The organism is Ligilactobacillus murinus, assembly GCF_003288115.1.
GTDB classification, from domain to species: domain Bacteria; phylum Bacillota; class Bacilli; order Lactobacillales; family Lactobacillaceae; genus Ligilactobacillus; species Ligilactobacillus murinus.
Map to the genome: position 1 here is coordinate 437,936 of NZ_CP023565.1, position 16,295 is coordinate 454,230.

At 39.7% G+C, this 16,295-nt stretch carries 20 protein-coding genes; 17 read left to right on the top strand and 3 right to left on the bottom strand.

What is annotated here, in order from left to right:
* The first annotated feature begins 36 nt into the window (after positions 1 to 36).
* The 8 genes from CPS94_RS11285 (at position 37) to CPS94_RS02210 (ending at position 7,019) form a co-directional block, all read left to right on the top strand.
* Positions 37 to 210, top strand: a complete 174-nt coding sequence (locus tag CPS94_RS11285) for a hypothetical protein (protein WP_155820272.1) — start codon at positions 37 to 39, stop codon at positions 208 to 210.
* Between the two features lie 651 nt (positions 211 to 861).
* Positions 862 to 1,608 carry a Crp/Fnr family transcriptional regulator gene (locus CPS94_RS02180; protein WP_004048132.1) on the top strand — a complete coding sequence of 249 codons (747 nt, stop codon included), beginning with the start codon at positions 862 to 864 and terminating at the stop codon, positions 1,606 to 1,608.
* A gap of 69 nt (positions 1,609 to 1,677) precedes the next feature.
* Positions 1,678 to 2,145: an arginine repressor gene (locus CPS94_RS02185; protein WP_004048131.1), complete on the top strand. Its 468-nt coding sequence runs from the start codon at positions 1,678 to 1,680 to the stop codon at positions 2,143 to 2,145.
* A gap of 142 nt (positions 2,146 to 2,287) precedes the next feature.
* Complete coding sequence (locus tag CPS94_RS02190; protein ID WP_004048130.1) at positions 2,288 to 4,402, top strand: PBP1A family penicillin-binding protein; 2,115 nt, start codon at positions 2,288 to 2,290, stop codon at positions 4,400 to 4,402.
* A 77-nt stretch (positions 4,403 to 4,479) separates the two neighbouring features.
* On the top strand, positions 4,480 to 4,818 hold the full coding sequence (locus CPS94_RS02195) for a YlbF family regulator (protein WP_004048129.1): 339 nt from the start codon (positions 4,480 to 4,482) through the stop codon (positions 4,816 to 4,818).
* 112 nt (positions 4,819 to 4,930) lie between these two features.
* Positions 4,931 to 5,878: a 3'-5' exoribonuclease YhaM family protein gene (locus tag CPS94_RS02200; RefSeq protein ID WP_004048128.1), complete on the top strand. Its 948-nt coding sequence runs from the start codon at positions 4,931 to 4,933 to the stop codon at positions 5,876 to 5,878.
* A gap of 133 nt (positions 5,879 to 6,011) precedes the next feature.
* Positions 6,012 to 6,413, top strand: coding sequence for a MerR family transcriptional regulator (locus CPS94_RS02205; RefSeq protein ID WP_039936028.1), 402 nt, complete (start codon positions 6,012 to 6,014; stop codon positions 6,411 to 6,413).
* A 6-nt stretch (positions 6,414 to 6,419) separates the two neighbouring features.
* A complete protein-coding gene (locus CPS94_RS02210) occupies positions 6,420 to 7,019 on the top strand; it encodes a ribonuclease H1 domain-containing protein (protein ID WP_004048126.1) in 600 nt (199 codons plus the stop codon).
* Between the two features lie 85 nt (positions 7,020 to 7,104).
* Here the strand turns inward: CPS94_RS02210 and CPS94_RS02215 are convergent, their stop codons facing one another.
* The 3 genes from CPS94_RS02215 to CPS94_RS02225 form a co-directional block, all read right to left on the bottom strand.
* Positions 7,105 to 8,001, bottom strand: a complete 897-nt coding sequence (locus CPS94_RS02215; RefSeq protein WP_004048125.1) for a peptidylprolyl isomerase PrsA — start codon at positions 7,999 to 8,001, stop codon at positions 7,105 to 7,107.
* A gap of 90 nt (positions 8,002 to 8,091) precedes the next feature.
* Positions 8,092 to 8,397 (bottom strand): hypothetical protein, encoded by a 306-nt coding sequence (locus tag CPS94_RS02220; protein WP_004048124.1) that lies wholly within the window; start codon positions 8,395 to 8,397, stop codon positions 8,092 to 8,094.
* Between the two features lie 5 nt (positions 8,398 to 8,402).
* Positions 8,403 to 8,831, bottom strand: coding sequence for an HIT family protein (locus CPS94_RS02225; RefSeq protein ID WP_004048123.1), 429 nt, complete (start codon positions 8,829 to 8,831; stop codon positions 8,403 to 8,405).
* A gap of 139 nt (positions 8,832 to 8,970) precedes the next feature.
* Here CPS94_RS02225 and CPS94_RS11775 point away from each other — a divergent pair, with 139 nt between their 5' ends.
* The 9 genes from CPS94_RS11775 (at position 8,971) to CPS94_RS02265 (ending at position 16,294) form a co-directional block, all read left to right on the top strand.
* Complete coding sequence (locus tag CPS94_RS11775) at positions 8,971 to 9,237, top strand: maltose acetyltransferase domain-containing protein (RefSeq protein WP_039936027.1); 267 nt, start codon at positions 8,971 to 8,973, stop codon at positions 9,235 to 9,237.
* On the top strand, positions 9,234 to 9,362 hold the full coding sequence (locus tag CPS94_RS11780) for a hypothetical protein (RefSeq protein ID WP_371824645.1): 129 nt from the start codon (positions 9,234 to 9,236) through the stop codon (positions 9,360 to 9,362). The genes CPS94_RS11775 and CPS94_RS11780 overlap by 4 nt, the downstream gene beginning before the upstream one ends.
* Positions 9,363 to 9,379: 17 nt before the next feature.
* Positions 9,380 to 10,120: an ABC transporter ATP-binding protein gene (locus CPS94_RS02235; RefSeq protein WP_004048119.1), complete on the top strand. Its 741-nt coding sequence runs from the start codon at positions 9,380 to 9,382 to the stop codon at positions 10,118 to 10,120.
* Entirely contained in the window at positions 10,113 to 11,327 is a 1,215-nt protein-coding gene (locus CPS94_RS02240) for an ABC transporter permease (protein ID WP_004048118.1), read from the top strand. The genes CPS94_RS02235 and CPS94_RS02240 overlap by 8 nt, the downstream gene beginning before the upstream one ends.
* 63 nt (positions 11,328 to 11,390) lie before the next feature.
* The gene (locus tag CPS94_RS02245; RefSeq protein ID WP_004048116.1) at positions 11,391 to 12,185 is read left to right on the top strand and encodes a phosphotransferase family protein; all 795 of its coding nucleotides are present in this window, start codon (positions 11,391 to 11,393) and stop codon (positions 12,183 to 12,185) included.
* 97 nt (positions 12,186 to 12,282) lie between these two features.
* Complete coding sequence (gene trmB, locus CPS94_RS02250; protein WP_004048114.1) at positions 12,283 to 12,927, top strand: tRNA (guanosine(46)-N7)-methyltransferase TrmB; 645 nt, start codon at positions 12,283 to 12,285, stop codon at positions 12,925 to 12,927.
* Between the two features lie 76 nt (positions 12,928 to 13,003).
* A complete protein-coding gene (locus CPS94_RS02255) occupies positions 13,004 to 13,321 on the top strand; it encodes a thioredoxin family protein (RefSeq protein ID WP_004048111.1) in 318 nt (105 codons plus the stop codon).
* Between the two features lie 20 nt (positions 13,322 to 13,341).
* The gene (ytpR, locus tag CPS94_RS02260) at positions 13,342 to 13,983 is read left to right on the top strand and encodes a YtpR family tRNA-binding protein (protein WP_004048109.1); all 642 of its coding nucleotides are present in this window, start codon (positions 13,342 to 13,344) and stop codon (positions 13,981 to 13,983) included.
* Positions 13,984 to 14,131: 148 nt separating this feature from the next.
* Positions 14,132 to 16,294: a DNA translocase FtsK gene (locus CPS94_RS02265; RefSeq protein WP_004048107.1), complete on the top strand. Its 2,163-nt coding sequence runs from the start codon at positions 14,132 to 14,134 to the stop codon at positions 16,292 to 16,294.
* Position 16,295: the final 1 nt, after the last annotated feature.

The window sequence follows — 16,295 nt, forward strand, 5'->3', positions numbered from 1 at the left end:
TGACATTCTACGATATATTTTGAGTAGGTTCAACTTTTGCTAATGAACGGTCAAATATTTGCTGATGATCTAGGCGATCCCAAATGGGCTACAAAAGACAAATACGAAAAGAAATATACTTCAACCATTGAATTTGTTGATGAACAAGGCAATAAGATGCCTAATATTCCTGATGATAAGCAAATATCTATATGGATACGTCCTTTATAATGTAGATAAATCCAGGCGAGAGCTTAAATCCAAATGAAGCTTAGACATCAGATAGATCAAATTACTCTAAAGTAAATGTTGCAGTAGTTTCAGAAAAGCCAATTGAACAAACTGATTTGATAGAAAAAGTCGATTAGGTAAGGTGATGCTAGTCGATCTAAGTAGTGTACCAATTCCAAATGTTCCAACACTACAGTATCGAAACGATCTAAGTGATCTAGCGGTTGATATACCAGTCGTATAAAATATTTTAACTCGACCTGAAGCACCAAATGAAACAACATCAACTGAAACTGCGATCACACCTACTATCTTAGGCGATAAAAAAGTCACAGTACCAGTCATGAATGCAGTATCAACAACTATGGTAAAACAGGCTACAGTGCTACAGACCGAGCCTGAATATGCTTGGTGTTGGTGCTTTGCTCATTGCCGGAATGTTAGATTTAGTAGATGAAATTAAAAAGAAAAAACGATCTAGCAAGAGATCGTAACTAGCTGATTTTAAAGAAGACACGAGGAGGCCTATTTTAGTTCTCCTCGTGTTTTTTTATGAAATCATAGTTAGAAATAATTTATTGACAAATAAGTTTTAGTAAGGAAACTTAGTGGTAAACTTGGTGCAATAAAACGATGAGGGGGAGTTTCACGGTGAAGATCAACAATTATGCCAAAAAAGAGGACTATGTTTTTGATTTGATTCAAAAAATCGGAAGTTTACCAGAAAAAGACCAAGAAAAATTTCGAACATCTTGTCGAGTAATGGTTTATGACTATAACGACATGTTGATGTTCAATGGGTTTAGTGGTGAGTTTGCTTGCTTTTTAGTCAGTGGATTGGTGGCAAGCCGTTATTACAATTTTGAAAGTAATAAAGACCAGTATATGACGTTTTATAAGCAACAAGAGTTATTTTATCCCTCGCATGAGGTATTTGATGAAGATCATACTGAAGAAGAACTGGTCGTATTTTCGGATAAAGCTATCATTGTTGTTATTCCCGAAGATATTATGCATGAATACCAAGATAAATCGCCCTTCTTCAATGAAATGTTGCGCGAGCAGATGGCTTATCAATTGCAAAAAGAACGGCTCTATAATATATATTGCAATCTATCCTCGACAAGAGAACGGATCAAGAATACGCTTTTCTACTTGGCTGTGCTCTATGGGGATGTCACAGATGAGAAGTGGGTCCGTTTGCCTCGGCGAATCGACCAAAATGTTTTAGCTTCTTATACCCGTGCATCTACGTCACTAGTCAATATGATCGTCAAAGAATATTGCAGTCAAGGATTAGCTAAACGGGGACGAAGAAAGCTATTGCTAGACCGCAAGTTAGTGATGGATTATGTTGCAAAGACAGGTTTTAATAAATTTTTGGTAGCGGTCGAGTGAGCCTGATTTTGCTTGCTAGCAGAAGTTTGTTAAAATAGAGATACAATCTTTTGTTTTGAGGTGATTTTTGTGAAAAAAGAAATGCGCCAAGGAAAGATCGAGCAGCTGATAAATCAGCAAGTCATCTCTAATCAAGAAGAGCTGATGCAAGCATTGCAAGCGATCGGGATCAGTGCGACGCAAGCTACGATCTCACGAGACATCCGTGAGATGCAGATCGTTAAGCAACAGGATGGTAATGGTAACTTGCGCTATGTGATCTTTAAAGCTAATAATCAATCTGAGCAAGATAAACTGTATAAAGCGATTTCTGATGCAGTTACGGCGATCACGACTGTCGAGTTTATGAACGTGATCCACACGACACCGCGAAATGCCAATGTTTTGGCAGCGATCTTGGATGATTTAGCGCTACCTGAAGTTGCAGGGACTTTAGCTGGTTTCGACACAGTAGTTGTGATCAGCCCTTCACGTGAGTTAGCCATTAAACTGTATGAACTATTTATGGAACATGTTGATCCAGATAATCTACTTTGATAATTATTTCTTAAAAGGCCGTGACAGTTGTGTTACGGTTTTTTGCTCGTTAAATAATATTAAATTTTTTTCAAGTTTGGTGGAACTTAGCCGAGATGTGCTAAGATGATAATTAACGATAAACAGAAAAGGAATTTATGCGATGAACGATTTTTTAGAAAAATTGCGCCAAGCGATAGGCTACTATGGTAAAAAGTTCTGGAGTTGGTTTCTAGCCAAGAGCCGGCGTTACCAATTATGGCGGTGGTTGGTAGTTATTTTTTTAGCGAGTTTTTTATGCATGAGTATCTATCTAACATTTATAGCCAAAACATCTAATGTTAAAGGCCTAAAGAATGCGTTAGAGCAAGCGACTGAGATCTACGATAAAAATGATCAAAAAGCAGGCTATCTTTATGCCCAAAAAGGTACTTGGACTGCGATCGATGATATTTCACCTAACGTTATTGATGCAGTATTGTCGACAGAAGATCGTAACTTCTATAAAGAATATGGTTTTTCTGTCAAGGGGATCGCACGTGCGGGGTTGATGCACGTTAAAAATAAATTGACTGGTGGAAATGCGGTCACCGGTGGGGGGAGCACTTTAACGCAACAGTTAGTTAAAAATGCTTTCCTTTCACAAGAGCAGACGCTTTCTCGGAAAGCTAAAGAGATCTTTATTGCGATGCAAGTTGAAAATACTTATAGTAAAAAAGAGATCTTGGCAATGTATCTAAATCACGCTTACTTTGGCAATGGGGTCTGGGGTGTTGGTGATGCAGCTAAACGTTATTTTGGAACAACTGCTAGCCAATTGACGGTTCCGCAAGCAGCTACTTTAGCTGGGATGTTGACCAGTCCGAATGCCTATAATCCAGCCGATCATCCCGAGGCTTCTAAAAAACGGCGGGATGTGGTCTTAAGTTTGATGGAAGATAACAATAAACTGACAGCAACTCAAACTAAAGAATATCAAGCTACACCGATGGTAACAAGTAATACGTATACCTATAATTCAGGCTATAAGTATCCATATTATTTTGATGCAGTCATCTCAGAAGCGATCGATCGGTATGGTTTGAGTGAAGCAGATATTATGAACCGTGGCTATAAGATCTATACTTCACTTGATCAAAATTACCAAGCGACATTCCAAGAAGATTTTGCTAATGACTACTTATTTCCAGATAACGCTGCTAATGGGGCTAAAGCGCAAGGAGCTTCGGTGGCGCTTGATCCCAAAACAGGTGGTGTAGCGGCTGTCGTTGGTGGTCGGAGTGGGACCCATGTCTTTCGTGGCTATAATCGGGGGATACAGTTGGTGCGCTCACCAGGTTCAACGATCAAACCATTGGCCGTGTACGCTCCGGCTTTAAATAAGGGTTACCATTATGATTCGGAACTGCCCGACGAATTGAAAGCTTATGGAACTAATAAATATACGCCACATAATTGGAATAATGTTTACGGCGGTGATCTTCCGATGTATAAAGCCTTAGCTGAAAGTAAAAATACTTCAGCGGTATGGTTGTTAAATAAGATCGGGGTCAAAACTGGTTTTGATAGCGTTGAGAAATTTGGGATAACGCTGGATCCTTCTGATGAAAATTTGAGCTTAGCACTAGGGGGACTAAAAAAAGGGGTCTCGCCTTATCAGATCGCAAGTGCATATACGGCTTTTGCTAATGATGGTGTACGCTATGATCCCCATTTTATCACGAAGATCGTTGATGCTTCGGGCAAGACGATCGTTGATAATACTGAAGTTGATTCAACGCGAGTCCTTTCAGCTAAGAATGCCAATGAGATGACGAGTATGTTGATCGATGTATATACGATGGGGACAGGAACGAATGCTAAACCAGCTGGTTATACGATCGCTGGTAAGACGGGATCGACGCAAGGTAATGGGGTCGATCCGATGGCTGCCGATACTGATCATTGGTATGTGGGCTATACACCAGATGTAGTTGTGGCTACATGGGTCGGCTATGATTCTAGCAAAGATTCGATCGAAGATGCTGGCAATCGTGGTGGAGCTAGTCTTTTTAAGACCCAGATGGAAGGTATCTTACCATATACTAAGGAAACAAAATTCGAAGTCAAGGCAGCTTCAACGATGGCAGCTGAGAATAGTGCTGTCGATAATAGCAATGAGAGCTGGTGGGATAAGATCAAGAATGCGGGACAAGAGGGTACAAGTGATTGGAAACAAACTGCAGATTCGTGGCTTCAAAAAGGAAAAGATGCATTAAATAGCCTGTTTGGAAATTAGTTTTTTAAGGCTTTAGGTAAAACTTTTTTATCAAAGTACGTTATAATAGATTTATTAAGAATCAAAGGAGCGATATTATGGTCAATATTTATGATACAGCTAATCAAATGGAACAAGATTTGAAGCAAACACAACAATATCAAGAATTAAAAGCAGCTTATGAAGCTTTGAAAGCTGATGGAAAAGCTTATGCTTGTTTCAAAGAATTGCAAGATCTTCAAGGTCAATTGCAACAAAAACAAATGCAAGGCAATATCACAGAAGAAGATTTCAAAGAATTACAAGAAGCTGGTGCTAAAGCTAAGGACTTTGAAACATTACAAACATTGATGTTGAAAGAACAAGCTTTGAGCATGTTGATGGATGAAGTAAGCAAGATCATCTTCCAACCAGTTCAAGAATTATACCAAGATTAAAATGAACAAAAGAGCTCTGCGGGGCTCTTTTTTTAGTCCTACTAACTAGATCGAAAATGTGGTAAAGTTAGTACGAAACGAGGAAAAATAAATGAATGGATAGGACAAGAGCGTGTTAAAAAAATTATTTGATTATAAAGTTGATGAAAATTTAGAATTATTTGTATTGATCAAGTCAGCTGAAACGCGGATCGCTAAGAATGGTAAAAAGTTTATTGCTTTTAATTTTGCTGATACCTCTGGTGTGATCAGTGCTAAATTTTGGGATGCTTCAGATGATGATATCAAGCGGTTTGAGGCGGGCAAAGTTGTTTTCTTGAAAGGTAAACGCGAAAATTATCAAAACAATCCCCAGATCAAGATCTTCAAGCTCAGGTTGGCTAATGACAAAGAGCCAAATGATCCGGCGCTTTATCTTCAAGCGGCACCAGAAAAGACCCTTGTGATGGAAGAAGAACTGAATCAATATGTTTTTGAGATCGTTAATCCAACATGGAATCGGATCGTGCGTTATTTACTCAAAGAATACCATGATGAGTTCTTTAAATTTCCAGCTGCTAAATCCAATCACCATGCTTATGCAGGGGGCTTAGCGTTCCACACATTATCGATCTTACGCTTGGCTAAAGCGGTAACGGAACAATATGAAGAAGTTGACAAAGCCTTACTCTATGCGGGAACTATTTTACATGATCTAGGTAAGGTTTTAGAGTTGTCGGGACCCGTAGCAACAACTTATACGCTAGCTGGTAATTTGATCGGACATATCGTTTTGGTCGATGAAGAGATCGTTAAAGCTTGCGCGGCGTTAAAGATCGAGCTTGAAGGTGAAGATGCGATCTTATTGCGACACATGATCTTAGCTCATCATGGATTATTGGAGTATGGTTCACCAGTGCAACCACATTTGTTAGAGGCTGATATTTTACATCAATTAGATAATCTTGATGCTTCGATCCAAATGCTAAAGAAAAGTTTAGCCCATACCGAGCCAGGAAATTTTTCAGAGCGGATCTTTGGGATGGAGGGGCGTAATTTCTATCAGCCTAAACAAAAATAGTTGCCTGATAGGGTCACTTTGGTTTTTGTAGTTACGATGAAAACTATAGATCAGAAAGTGGATTTTATGTAGCTTAGGCCTTAAAAGCACATAAAGCAAAGAGCCTTACAATAAACTAAAGGGGGCAGAGATGATGAATATCGCACAGGTCAGTGAAAAATTTGATATCACCAAAGAAACTTTGCGCTATTGGGAAAGATCAGGATTACTACCTACGATCCCACGTAATGAGAGTGGTTATCGTGATTATGGAGAATATGAATTGAATTGGATCTTCTTTATTCAGGCTATGCGCAAAGCTGGAGTATCGATCGAGGCGCTAGTTGAATTTGTTGAGCTATATCGTCTAAAGACTGATACGCGCGCTGCCCAAAAACAATTACTTGTCGAACAACGAGATAAATTAGAGCAACAAAAGCGCGAGATCGAAAAAACTTTGAATTATCTAAATTACAAGTTAGATAATTTTGAAAATCACGTGTTAAACTATGAAATTGAGAAATTACATTACAAAATAGATAAGAAAGATCAATGAGGTCATATGGCAAAAAAACATTTTTATGCAATAAAAAATACGGGGGAAATTTATCGCTCTTGGGCGGAATGCCAAACAGCACTTAAAAAAGTCAAAGCACCTGTATTCAAGGGCTTTGCCACTGAAGCAGAAGCTAAGGCATTTTTAGCAGGAAAAAGTCCGACTGCAAGTTTACCAAGTGAAAGTATTTTCGTCGATGGTAGTTTTAATGCGGATAAAGCGATCGTCGGGGGTGCTTTTGTACTGGTAAAAGATGACAAAAGTGTTCATGAACAAACGATCCGAGATGATAAGCATACTGAGATCTTGCGTTTACGCAATGTCGGAGGTGAACTGTTAGCTACGATCTATGCCTTAAAGTATGCATTGTCGCTTGGAATGAAAGAAGTTACGATCTGTCATGACTACCAAGGGATCGCTAGCTGGGCAGATGGTTCTTGGCAAGCAAAACAAGATATTACTAAACGCTATGCTGCATTTGTTGAGCAAATTATCAAAAAAGAGGGGCTACAGGTCCAGTTTCAAAAGATCTCGGCTCATACAGGGGTAAAATTCAACGAACGGGCCGATCAATTAGCTAAACAAGCCGCAGAAATAACTAGTTGAGTACAAAAGAAGCTGTATTAGGCTTCTTTTTTTATGGTAAAAAAAAGCTACCCACGAAATGTAGGTAGCCGTGAAAGCCCAAAGCTTATTTTGAGCTGGAGCTAGATGTAGAAGAAATGTAATCGGATAAGACATCTTTTAAGTCACTATCTTTGATGTTTACATTACCTTCTTTGAATTCTTTAGCAATGATCTTTTGTAATGCTGTTGAATCATTTAGTTTTTCATCAATGATTTGATCTTTCAATTCTTTTGTATGGTCAGCCATCTTGCCCTTACCAGGGTTCTTGATACTGTAGATGATGTGGTAACCATAGCTCGTCTTGACTGGTTCTTGTGAGAATTCACCTTGTTTCAAAGCAAAGGCAGCTTTCTTGAAGTCACTGTCAAGAGAAGTATCCATGTTATTGAATGAAGGTAATTTACCACCATCATTCTTAGTTGATTCATCGATCGATTTTTCTTTAGCTAACTTCTTGAAGTTATCCCAAGAGCCATCTTTTTTCAATTCTTCGATGATCGCATCAGCATCTTCTTTCTTAGATACTAAGATCTGTGCGACTGTGATCGTTGGTTCATAGCTCTTCCATTGTTTCTTTAAGTCGGCATTAGTGATCTTAGTATTAGCGATCACAGCTTGACGTAGCAATAAGTTAGAACGAATGCTCTTCTTGAATGCTGAAGCTGTCATACCATTTTGTGCTAAAACAGTCGAGAAAGAAGAACCATATTGTTTTTTATACTTGTTGTATTCTTTGTTAACTGCTTTATCAGTTACTTTATCACCATACTTGCCTTCTAAGATCTTATCTAAGATCATTTGTTGTAAGACTTGCTTACCTGAAGTAGTCTTTTTCATACTGTCGTAGTATTGGCTTTCAGTGATCTTACCACCTGATGTTGTTGCAACTGTCTTAGATGAACAAGCTGCCAAGGTGAAAGTCAACAAGACGCCAGCTAAAGCGGCAAACCATTTTTTCATTATGTTACACATCCAATCGTAAAATTAATAATTCTAATATAACACAAGTCACGTCTAAATTATCAATGTTTTAATAATTTTTAAGAAAAATCAATTGTTTTGTTGAGGCAATTTAGCTTGGATCTCTTTGGCTAAGGGTTCTACTTGTTCACGATAGTTTTCGATCTCTTGGGTCAAACTGTTGATCACAGGCTCAGAAGCTTTGAGTTCTGCTGAAAATTTAGCCACATTTTCTTTGACTTTTTCGACTTTAGCAAGATAATCTGTTGTTTGTTCTACAGTTTGATCAAAAGCGATCATTTTTTGGATGAGATATTTTAAGATCTCATCGCGCTTACTATAAGCATAAGCGCCGAGAGCCCCAGTAATGGTCAAAGTCCACAAAAATTTTTTCATTTTTTTCAGTCCTTTATCTGCTCGGTGATCTTATTTGCGACCACTTGCAATTTTTCTGGTGTGTAGTCAGCAGAATTATCGGTAAAGGTCATCCCAAACCCATCTTCATTACTATAACGTGGTAAGAGATGGATATGTGAATGAAAGACCGTTTGATAGGCGACTTCACCGTTGTTATTGACGATGTTTAGTCCCTTGATCGTTGGGTCGGACGCTTTGATTGCACGTGCGATCTTAGGTAAGCGGCTAAAAACATCACTAGCTAATTGTTCATCGTATTCAAAAAGGTCAGAAACGTGCTTTTTAGGAACTACCAATGTATGCCCTGTGGTTGCTTGTGAGATATCTAAAAAGGCTTTGACTTTATCGTCTTCATAGACGGTCACACTTGGGATCTCCCCGGCGATGATTTTACAAAAGATACAGTCTGTCATATAAAAACCTTCTTTCAAAAATTTTAAATCTGCTCTTAGTATACACTATTTGAGCCGAATTTGTTGTAAACTAAATATTAAAAGGAAATAATGTAGTAAGATCATGTTGGGAAAACAAACACATAGAATGCAGTGCGGTATGATGTATAATGATTTAGATCCTGAGCTGATGCGAGCACGTCAAAAGACTATGGCCTTAACGACTGCGTATGCTCAAAGTTACTCGCAAAGTCCAGCAAAACGCGAAGCATTGTTAGCAAAAATTTTAGGCAAGATCGGAAAAAATGTTCATTTTGAACCGACTTTTCGATGCGAGTTTGGGAAGAACATCTCGCTCGGCGATAATGTTTGGATCGGCGCAGCAGTGCATATCAATCAGGGGGCACGATCGGCGATAATACTGTGATCGGATCGGGAAGTGTGGTCACACATGATATTTCTTCTAACGTGGTCGCATATGGCGATCCTTGCCGAGTCGCACGAAAGATCACAGCAGCTGATAAAACGGGCTATGATCCCACCAAAATTTAGATAAGTAGGTAATTTAGATGACACTAGAAATTGAAAATTTAGTCGGTGGTTACTCACGTGTTCCAGTTCTAAAAGATATTTCATTTACGGTCAAAGCCGGTGAATTAGTCGGTTTGATCGGCTTGAACGGGGCAGGTAAATCTACGACCATCAAGCACATTATTGGATTGTTACGCCCACAAAAGGGAAAGATAACTTTAGAAGGTGTGACCTTAAAATCAGATCCTAAAACATACAAGCAAAAAATGGCTTATATTCCTGAGACTCCGATCCTATACGAAGAATTGACTTTACGTGAGCATATCGAGTTAACGATCATGGCTTATGGATTAGAAGCTAAAAGTGCTTGGCAACGCGCTCAAAAGCTACTTGAGCTCTTTAGATTAGAAAATAAATTGGATTGGTTTCCAGCTAATTTTTCTAAGGGGATGAAACAAAAGGTGATGATCGTTTGTGCCTTTATAACAGAGGCTAAACTTTATATCATCGATGAACCATTTTTGGGACTTGATCCTTTAGCGACTCAAGATCTCTTAGATTTGATCGATCAAAAAAAGCAAGCTGGGGCAGCCGTTTTGATGTCGACGCATGTTTTGAGCACAGCCCAAGAATACTGTGATCGCTTTGTCATGATCGATCAAGGTCAAGTAACTGCTAAAGGTGATCTAGCAAGTTTGCGGACACAGTTTGGCGATGAAACAGCTTCTTTAGCAACGATCTATCTCAAGCTCACAGGGGCAGGTGAAAAACATGCTTGATCTGTGGAAAATGCGCCAAAAAACTCATCAAAAGCAGATGTTTAAGTATTTACGCTATGTACTAAATGATCACTTCATCTTAGCGTTGCTTTTCATCTTGGGTGGCTTAGCTTTGAGCTATTCAAATTATCTCAAAGCCCTCTCGCCCCAAGCAGAGATCTGGTATGCTAAACCGTTAGTGTTACTTATTTTAGTCATAAGCTTACAAGTCGGACGGTTGGCAACATTGTTAAAACCAGCTGATATCGTATTTATTTCACCCCGACAAGCTGAAATGGGACAATATTTACAAAAAGCTTTACAGTCATCGTTAATTTTTGCTTGGGTGTTTGATACATTAGTGATGTTGGCTTTGACGCCATTCTTACTTGTTGCTGCCAAATTGACAGTAGTCCAGCTCATCTTTTTATGGCTATTGCTACTAGTATTGAAATATTTACAACTAGAGCGAAAACTACTAGGCCTTTATCAAGCTCAATTTGCTAGTGGACGATGGAAGTGGTTCTTAGATATTGGCTTTTGTGGTCTCTTATTAGGGACAAGTCTTTATTTAGATCCATTATATCTATTATTAGTAGCTGCACTTTTGACAGGTTATATCGATAAGTCAAAAAAAGCTCTCACGACACAGGCTGTATTCAACTGGGAAGTGGCCATTGAGACTGAAAATGAAAGAATGTTGCAGTTATATCGTTTCTTTGCGCTCTTTACCGATGTACCTAATTTGCAAGTCGCAGCCAAACGACGGCGCTATTTAGATCGTCTGTTACCACAAGCTAAGCCTGGTGGAAGTTTTACTTACCTCTACTGGCGGGCCTTGGTACGCAATGGTGAAACTAGTGGCTTAGTATTACGGTTAACGGTCTTAGGTGCTGTTATCTTGTATTTCATCACTGAACCGTGGCTAGCCTTAGCTCTAGCAGTGCTATTTGTCTATTTGCTTGGATTTCAATTGTTTTCTTTGTATCACCACTACGACGAAGTAGTTTTTATGCATATCTATCCGTTAGATCCAGGAAATAAACAAAAAGCATTTCAGAAAATGTTAGGGCAATTATTGTTTGTGATCGCGGTGATCTTTACGTTAGTTAGCTGGATACAGTTACAAAATATTTTATTTAGTCTCGAATTTTTAGGTGTTTTAGTGCTTGAGATCGTATTATTGACTCGGCCTTATCTTAAGGGACGCTTAGCAAAAAGAGCTTGACACTGAGTCTAGTTCTTTGTAGACTTATTTTAGTTATCGATATTTTCAAAAGGAGAGCCCCAGATGGATTTCAATTTGGAACATGGCTGGGAGATCTTACCGATCGATGGCGATACTGGCACTGCTTATATGGCGGTGAATAACGATGAACGTATCTTTATCAAGCGTAACACTTCGCCGTTTTTGGCGGCTCTTTCATTAGAAGAGATCGTTCCACGCTTGATCTGGTCAAAGCGGACAGTCTCAGGTGACACTCTGACTGCACAAGAGTGGTTGAATGGTCGTTCGCTAAAACGTGAAGAGATGTGTTCGCTCCAGGTCTCGGAATTATTAGCTCGGATGCATGGTTCCAAACTTTTAAAAAAGATGCTGTTACGAGTCGGAGGCAAGACGTATACGCCGGTTGATCTGTTAGCACAATATTTTAATGGTTTGAGTTCTGAATTACGTCAGCATCCACTATTATCCGAAGCAACGTCGCGATTGAAGGCAAACCAGCCGCAACTTGAACGCTCGAATTACGAAGTATGTCATGGCGATTTAAATCATAAAAACTGGCTCTTATCTGAGACAGGACAGCTATATCTAGTAGATTGGGAAGCCGTTAAGTTGGCTGATCCGGCTTTAGACCTTAGTATGTTAATGTGTCAATATGTCCCACGCAAAGACTGGAAGCAATGGTTGACGCGGTATGCAAAAAAAGAACCGTCACCGGATATGATGAAACGCATTTATTGGTATGCGGTCATGAATCTTTTGTTAGTTATCAAACACAACTATCAGCGTGGTCATTTCCATGAAATGAACCAAGACATTATCAAGCTTAATCAAGTAATCAAGAAGCAAAATTATATTTAAAATTGATGGGGATAAAAGGCATCAAAAACCTTTTGTCCCTTATTTAGTGAATTTTAGTTGAAAGGAAGTCTATGTATTAACTACATAGCAATTTATCATGCGTTTACGAAATAAACCTTGGGCTAAGCCCTTGATCCAAGAAAACCCACAATATGTCGTAACTGATCCGGCAACTTTACGTGGTAATTGGCAAAGTCGTTTTGAAAAAGAACAACCACTATATATCGAGATCGGGATGGGGAAGGGCCGTTTTATCGTTGAGATGGCCAAGAAATATCCTGAGCGTAATTTTATCGGTCTTGAAATGCAAACAGTTGCTACAGGGATCGCCTTGAAAAAACAACTCGAGGCCAAATTGCCTAATCTCCAGTTAGTGTGTGCTAACGGCAGTGGTTTGACCGAATTCTTCGAACCAAATGAAGTTAGTGGGATCTATTTGAATTTTTCTGATCCATGGCCTAAGAATCGTAATGAAAAACGGCGCTTGACTTATAAGAGTTTTTTGACTCAATATGAAGAAGTGATGCAAGCTGACGGTCATCTTGAATTCAAGACCGATAATCGTGGCTTATTTGAATATTCATTGACGAGTTTGAACAATTATGGGATGGTATTTGATCAAGTATGGCTAGATCTTCATCAGACACCAGATGTTGAAGATAATGTGATGACTGAATATGAAGAAAAATTCAGCCAAAAAGGTCAACCGATCTATAAACTCGAAGCTCATTTCAAAGCTTAGGCAAAAAAATTTTAAAAGCTAAGAGGATAAGTTATAATATACAAAAAGTAAGTAATTTATCTTGGAGGGATTTAAGATGGAAAAATTAGCAAAGATGGATAAAAAAGCATTAGAAGAAAAATTGAGCACAGGGAAGTATGTATTATTCTTTACCGCTGACTGGTGCCCAGATTGCCGTTTTATCAAACCAGCAATGCCTGAGATCGAAGCCAACTTTTCACAATTCGAATTTATCTTAGTCGATCGTGATGAAAATATCGACCTTTGCCAAGAAATGATGATCATGGGGATCCCAAGTTTTGTCGTGTATGAAGACGGTAAAGAAAAAGCTCGTTTTGTGAATAAAGATCGTAAGACGAAAAAAGAAGTAGAAGACTTCTTGAATAATATCTAAAACAAAGGAAGTATCAAATAATGTTAATTGCTAGCTATAATCCGACCCAAATGGGTGATGTTTTACTGACGATGGTGCGCCCTGAAGCAGCAGCGCAAGCAACTGAACAAAAAGGACGGATCGTTCGTATTTTTAATGCCGAAAATAATGAAACTTTAGGGTTTAACTTTTTTGATGTCAGTGAGATCTTGGCTGATCTAGCTGTCAAAGGTCAAGTTTTCTTGGATCAAGCTCAAGTTGAAACTTTGAATCAAGCTTTACAAACAGCGGGGTTCGAACCTGAATTGGTCTTTGATGATGAACCTAAATTTGTGGTGGGCTATGTAGCTGAATTGACAGAACATCCAGATTCAGATCATTTGCATATCGCTAAGATCGAAGTCGATAATGACCAAACCTTGCAGATCGTATGCGGCGCACCGAATATTGAAGCTGGGCAAAACGTGGTCGTTGCTAAAGTTGGTGCGATGATGCCAAATGGTGCGATGATCTGGCCAGGTAAATTGCGTGGTGTCGATAGCTATGGGATGGTTTGTGCTGCTCGTGAGCTTGAGTTACCTAATGCGCCTAAAAAGCGTGGTATCTTAGTTCTTGATCCCGCTGAATTTGCAGCTAGGACAGCTTTTGATTTTGAAAAGGGGGCTAAGCTATTTACAGCTTAGTTTAGTAGACCTCACCTGGGACTGTGATAAGTCCTAGGTGTTTTTTTACATAAAGTTTTATAAAAGTAGTAAAAAACCTTTTCTCCATTTTGAATAATTACTATAATGAATTTAGAAGTAAATTAGACAGACAGTTAGGATGAACACCATGGAACATTATGATGGACCAGCCTTTTACAGAAATAATGGTCGCCCAGCTACAAAAACGCGGGTTCAGACTAAAGTACCAGCTAAAACTGAAAAAGCGCCGACTAAAATAGCGACAAGTAACCAAAAGGAACGTTTAAATGGAACTTCACGGGCTTTTAGTCCAAGAAAAGTCCCGCGCTCTTTAGTTGCCGAGCGTGTTGTAAAAAAACGCCCTGATTACGATAAATTGGTGCGTTCATTAAAGAAAGCCCCCGAAGATTATTTACTCTTTGAAGGGACTGTTTTACTAGGAACTCAAGCGATTGATCTGACGGTAAGTCGCCAGTTTGATAATACAGATACTAAATTGCCTAAACACCCGACGGTATCATCACAACTAAAAACACCAACATTAGCTTCGGACAGTCGATCAACTAGTTCTAGTTTAGCGACTAGTGAAAGTATGAGCGACACCACAAGCCAGGTCCATTCGACAAGTTCGACTAGCCAGTTGCAAAGTTCAGTAAGTGATACGCGCACTCAAAGCACGAGCCCAGCTAACAGTAACAGTGAGGCAAAGAGTGTAAGCCAAAGTCAAGTAACTTCAGAGCTTAGTTCACAAGTTGACCTCACTAGTGAAATCACTACTAGACCAGAGTCTCCCAAAATGACCGGGCTCAAAGCAGCTTTGGCACATGAGAGCTCTTTGACGCAAAGCGAACCAAGTGTGTCAGCCAAACTGACATCACCTAAGGATGGACCTGAGCCTTATCAATTTCCAGCACTTAGTTTATTACCTGCACCAGTGATCGATGACGATCCTGCATTGGATGATTGGGTCAAAAGTCAGGTCCAAACGTTAAATGAGACACTCAAAGCGTTTCATGTTGAGGCGACTGTTAGTGATTGGACTATTGGCCCGACGGTTACGCAATTTGAATTGACTTTAGGACGGGGAGTCAAGGTCAACAAGATCACCAATTTAAATGATGATCTCAAACTTGCCTTAGCTGCTAAAGACATTCGGATCGAAGCACCGATCCCAGGTAAAAGTAGTGTTGGGATCGAGATCCCCAATAAAACTTCACGCCCAGTCATGTTATCTGAAGTCCTACGTTCAGATAAATTCCAAGAAGCTTCTTCACCATTGACAGTAGCTTTAGGAGTCGATCTATTTGGTGAGCCCCAGATCACAGACTTACAAAAAATGCCCCATGGCTTGATCGCAGGGGCTACCGGTTCGGGTAAATCAGTCTTTATCAATAGTCTGCTTGTTTCTTTGCTTTATAAAGCTTCACCTAGTGAAGTGAAGTTGGTCTTGATCGATCCTAAAGCAGTCGAGATGGCACCTTATCATGATCTCCCCCATTTATTAGCGCCTGTGATCTCTGATGCTAAAGCAGCTGCGGCCGCGTTGAAATGGCTCGTAAATGAGATGGAAGAGCGGTATCAACGTTTAGCTGCTGCTGGGGCTCGTAACTTAGAGGCTTATAATGAAAAAGCTAAGGCAGCTGGTGAGTATGGTCTGCAATTGCCATATATCGTGGTAGTGATCGATGAATTAGCTGATCTTATGATGGCGGCTTCGTCTGAGGTCCAAGATCATATTGCCCGGATCACGCAAAAAGCTCGGGCAGCTGGGATCCACTTATTAGTTGCGACCCAACGACCAAGTGTGGATGTTTTGACCGGAACGATCAAAAATAATATTCCGACTCGGATCGCTTTTATGGTCTCAAGCCAAGTCGATTCACGAACGATCCTGGATAATGCTGGGGCCGAACGCCTTTTAGGTCGTGGCGATATGCTTTATTTGGGAAATGGTTCGGGGCAACCGACCCGTTTGCAAGGGACTTATATTGAAGATGAGGTCGATGCGGTGACTGATTTTGTTAGACAGCAAGGTAAGCCTAAGTACGCTTTTGATCCCGATAGTTTGAAAAAACGTGCGGTAGAATCAGAAAAACAAGATGATCTTTTGCCTCGAGTTTTAGACTATATCGTTAATGAAGAGACGATCTCAACTTCCAAGTTGCAACGAGTCTTTTCGATCGGCTATAATCGTGCTGCCGCGATCATCGATGATCTTGAAGCTAAACAATATATTTCACCAGCGCATGGTGCCAAGCCACGGAAGGTCTTTTTGACTCAAGAAGGCTTGAATAAATTGCGCAGTGTATAAT